The organism is Treponema sp. UBA753, from assembly GCF_002297325.1.
Classification (GTDB): Bacteria; Spirochaetota; Spirochaetia; order Treponematales; family Treponemataceae; genus Treponema_D.
This window is the reverse complement of the sequence record NZ_DBKJ01000082.1, coordinates 1-3,002: the sequence shown is the minus strand read 5'-3', so window position 1 is coordinate 3,002 and position 3,002 is coordinate 1. Positions and strand designations below refer to the sequence as shown.

General features: G+C 37.2%; 3 protein-coding genes and 2 pseudogenes. 3 read left to right on the top strand and 2 right to left on the bottom strand.

The annotated features are described in order from the left end of the window. Window positions 1–295: pseudogene (locus B4C08_RS07345) on the bottom strand (esterase-like activity of phytase family protein); the annotation flags it as partial. A gap of 269 nt (window positions 296–564) precedes the next feature. Between B4C08_RS07345 and B4C08_RS07340 the strand changes: the two are divergent. Then, complete coding sequence (locus B4C08_RS07340) at window positions 565–1,779, top strand: hypothetical protein (RefSeq protein WP_296664197.1); 1,215 nt, start codon at window positions 565–567, stop codon at window positions 1,777–1,779. 6 nt (window positions 1,780–1,785) lie between these two features. On the opposite strand, the gene B4C08_RS07335 is transcribed toward B4C08_RS07340, so the two are convergent. Then, complete coding sequence (locus B4C08_RS07335) at window positions 1,786–2,142, bottom strand: hypothetical protein (protein ID WP_296664196.1); 357 nt, start codon at window positions 2,140–2,142, stop codon at window positions 1,786–1,788. Window positions 2,143–2,365: 223 nt separating this feature from the next. Here B4C08_RS07335 and B4C08_RS07330 point away from each other — a divergent pair. Both B4C08_RS07330 and B4C08_RS07325 read left to right on the top strand, forming a co-directional pair. Then, window positions 2,366–2,653: pseudogene (locus B4C08_RS07330) on the top strand (HI0074 family nucleotidyltransferase substrate-binding subunit); the annotation flags it as partial. After that, on the top strand, window positions 2,653–2,955 hold the full coding sequence (locus B4C08_RS07325; RefSeq protein WP_296664195.1) for a nucleotidyltransferase domain-containing protein: 303 nt from the start codon (window positions 2,653–2,655) through the stop codon (window positions 2,953–2,955). The pseudogene B4C08_RS07330 and the gene B4C08_RS07325, both read left to right, overlap by 1 nt. Window positions 2,956–3,002: the final 47 nt, after the last annotated feature.

Genomic DNA, 3,002 nt, shown 5'->3' with positions numbered 1-3,002 from the left:
ACATTTTTCCTTTTCCGCTTCCGCCCTTGAAGTCGATGTTCGGTCCGCGGTCTGTCAACAAATAAAATAGACTTGAATCCGTTGGATGGGCGCATGCGTCCGAGCCGTATCCGCCGTTTTGGATTTCCACTCCGCTTGCTGTCTTTGCAAGAACAGTGTAGGGAACTTTGCTTCCATTTAAGCCGACTTTTTCAAACGGAGAAGATGAATCTGCTCCCGCCTTTGATGTTGAAGCGCAGGAAACCGGCAAGAAAGCTGCCGCTGCCGCCAATACGTAAAATAATTGCCTTTTCATAAAAACCTCTTTGATTATGTTTTACAAAAAAGATAAACGCGGACTGTAAAATTTTTATTAAGAAACTGTTAGGTTAAGGATAATTTGTTATTGAAATCCATGCTATAATATCCCCATGCCAGTACACGTTAGCATCCTCCAAACTGCTTGTCGAAAAAAATCTTGTGTAGTATATTGGGCGAAAGAAATTGTTTGGACATTGGGTTGCGTTTTGTCTTGGCTTTTTTTACTGTTTTCTAAATTGCAAAAGGTTTTGGGATTTTAAATTTATGTTCGGATTAAAGCTAAAAAATTGGAAGGCTGCCGGAGTTTTTTCATTCTTATGTATTTTTTCTGGAATTGAAATTTTTTCGCAGACATCAGGAACTGTAGAAGAATGTTCATTCGGAGTTTTCCGCTCTCAGTACGGCGATATGTTTGATGTTCGCTACTGGCAAAATCAGCTTGACGGAAATTACTATTTTCACACAGGTCTTTATGACGATGCTATTAATTTTGCCTGGTCGGTGAATTTTCTTGGAATTTACTGGGGCGCAGGTTACAATGCAAAAATAATGAATCACAAGCCGTGGCCGCATAATCTGACCGACATGGATGTTTGCATAATGGCAGGCATTCCGTCTCTTGGGCTTGGAGTGCGCGCAAGTTATTTCGATAAAAACGTTTACAAGGGGCTTGGCACTGCTGCTCCGAAAGTTGAAATCGGAAAAACTTTTGAATCTGTCCCTGTTAAGATTGGATTTGAGGCTGAAGGAAAATTCAGATACTGGAAAGCCCTTTGTCTTGACGTGGCACAAATTCCTTTTATTTTTAAGTTGGATTTTTCGCCGGACGGAATGTGCGGAGCAGGAGGAACTTACACCGTGATGCCGACTTTAAAATATCCTTCTGCAGTGAATGAAGTTTCGGGGCTTGTTCCAATGCAGGGATTTTCTTTTTGGGCCGGGTGGAAATGGAATATTCTTGACAATTTAAAATTTGGTTTGCGTCCGTCATTTATGATGAATTTCAACTGTGTAAACACTGCGGATAATTCCGTAAACAAAAGAATTGCTGAACTTGAAAAAAACGGTGTTGGAAAAGTTGTAGAAAACACAAACTGGATTCCAGAAAACGGAAACGCGGAGTGGAGGGTGAGTGTTCCTTTTTCAGCAATTTATGACGTTACAGAAAATATGCAGCTTATTGTTGGATTTAAATGCGGATTTTACTGGGCGAATTTTGATCACATGAGTGAACTGCACACCGGCGGACGGAATCTGCACGGAACTGTAAACGAAACTGGATTTGCGCTTGGACTAAAACTTGAAATGAACGAAAATGCAGTTTTTCAAATTGGCTCTTCGTATACAAGGCAGCTTTCTTTAAATCCAGAAGGAAACACAACTGGTTCGCCTAAAGATTACGAAACTGATGCTCCGAATATTTCGCTTTCAAATCTTTTTGACCAGCCTGTTGTAGCTTCACTTACTCTGCGGTTTTAATTCAGACTACTTCACAAAATATTTTCCGTCGGAAGTTTCTGAAATTGTAAGCGTGGTTGTGTGTTTTATTCTGCGGCTGTAGGTTGCCTTTAAATACATTTGTTTAGTCTGCAAATTTATTCCTGAAAAGAATTCAATTTTTGTAACTTCCTGCTCGCATTTTATTGTTGCAATTGTTCCAGGATTAATTCGTGCGTACAATTTTGTTGAGTCATCAAATGTAAATCCGATTACAAACGCAGTGTCTTTTGTCGTGTCCTTTATGCTTAGCTCAAAAGTTTCATCTGTTCCAAAATGACAGGCGGAAAAGAGAACTGCGGATGAAATCAGTGTAAAAATTAAAATGCGTTTTGAATTAAACATTGAACAACATGATAATATTTGTTCTTATTCTAGTAAAGTTTAAATTTAAACCGATATATTTTTTGTGGAAGAAAGAAGTTGTTTTTGGTAGAATTAATTTTATGGAACAGGACATTCGCTGGAAACAGAGATTTCAAAACTATTGCAATGTGCTGGAAAATTTTTCAGAAGCCATAGAACTTTTATCTAAAAGAACTTTGTCCAAGCTTGAAAAACAGGGCTTGTTCAAAGTTTTGAATTCACACAGGAACTTTCATGGAAAGTTTTAAAAGATTTTCTTGAATACAAGGGCGCAGCTTCCCAGATAATCGGATAGAAAGATGCAATAAGAAACGCTTATTCTGTCGGGCTTATAAAAAACGGCGACATCTGGATGGATATGATTGCCAGTAGGAATTTGTCTAGCCACGCTTATGATGAAGATTCTGTTCAGCAGATAATTGATAAATGCGTTTTAGATTATCATAAGGAATTTTTAAATTTAAAAGAAACACTGAAAAAAAATTTATAATGGCTTTTGGACTGACTTTAAAACAAGAAAAAATTATAAATGAAATATTCTCAAAATATTCGCAGATAAAAAAAGTTGTTGTTTATGGAAGCCGTGCAAAAGGAAATTTCCAAGAAGGCTCTGACATAGATTTAACAATAATTGAAGAAGAAATTCCAAGTTCTGTTCTTTTAGAACTTGTGAATGATTTTGACGATTCCTTGCTGCCAATAAAAGTTGACATATCGATTTTTTCAAAACTCACGAACCAAGATTTAATTGACCATATAAAAAGAGTTGGACAAGTTTTCTATCAGAAATAACGAGCGTTGAGAAAATCTGCGTTTTGTGCTAATCTCTTCCATATATT

Coding starts and splice junctions, on each gene's coding strand:
- B4C08_RS07340 (WP_296664197.1), top strand. CDS start 565: ATGTTCGGATTAAAGCTAAAAAATTGGAAGGCTGCCGGAGTTTTTTCA.
- B4C08_RS07335 (WP_296664196.1), bottom strand. CDS start 2,142: ATGTTTAATTCAAAACGCATTTTAATTTTTACACTGATTTCATCCGCA.
- B4C08_RS07325 (WP_296664195.1), top strand. CDS start 2,653: ATGGCTTTTGGACTGACTTTAAAACAAGAAAAAATTATAAATGAAATA.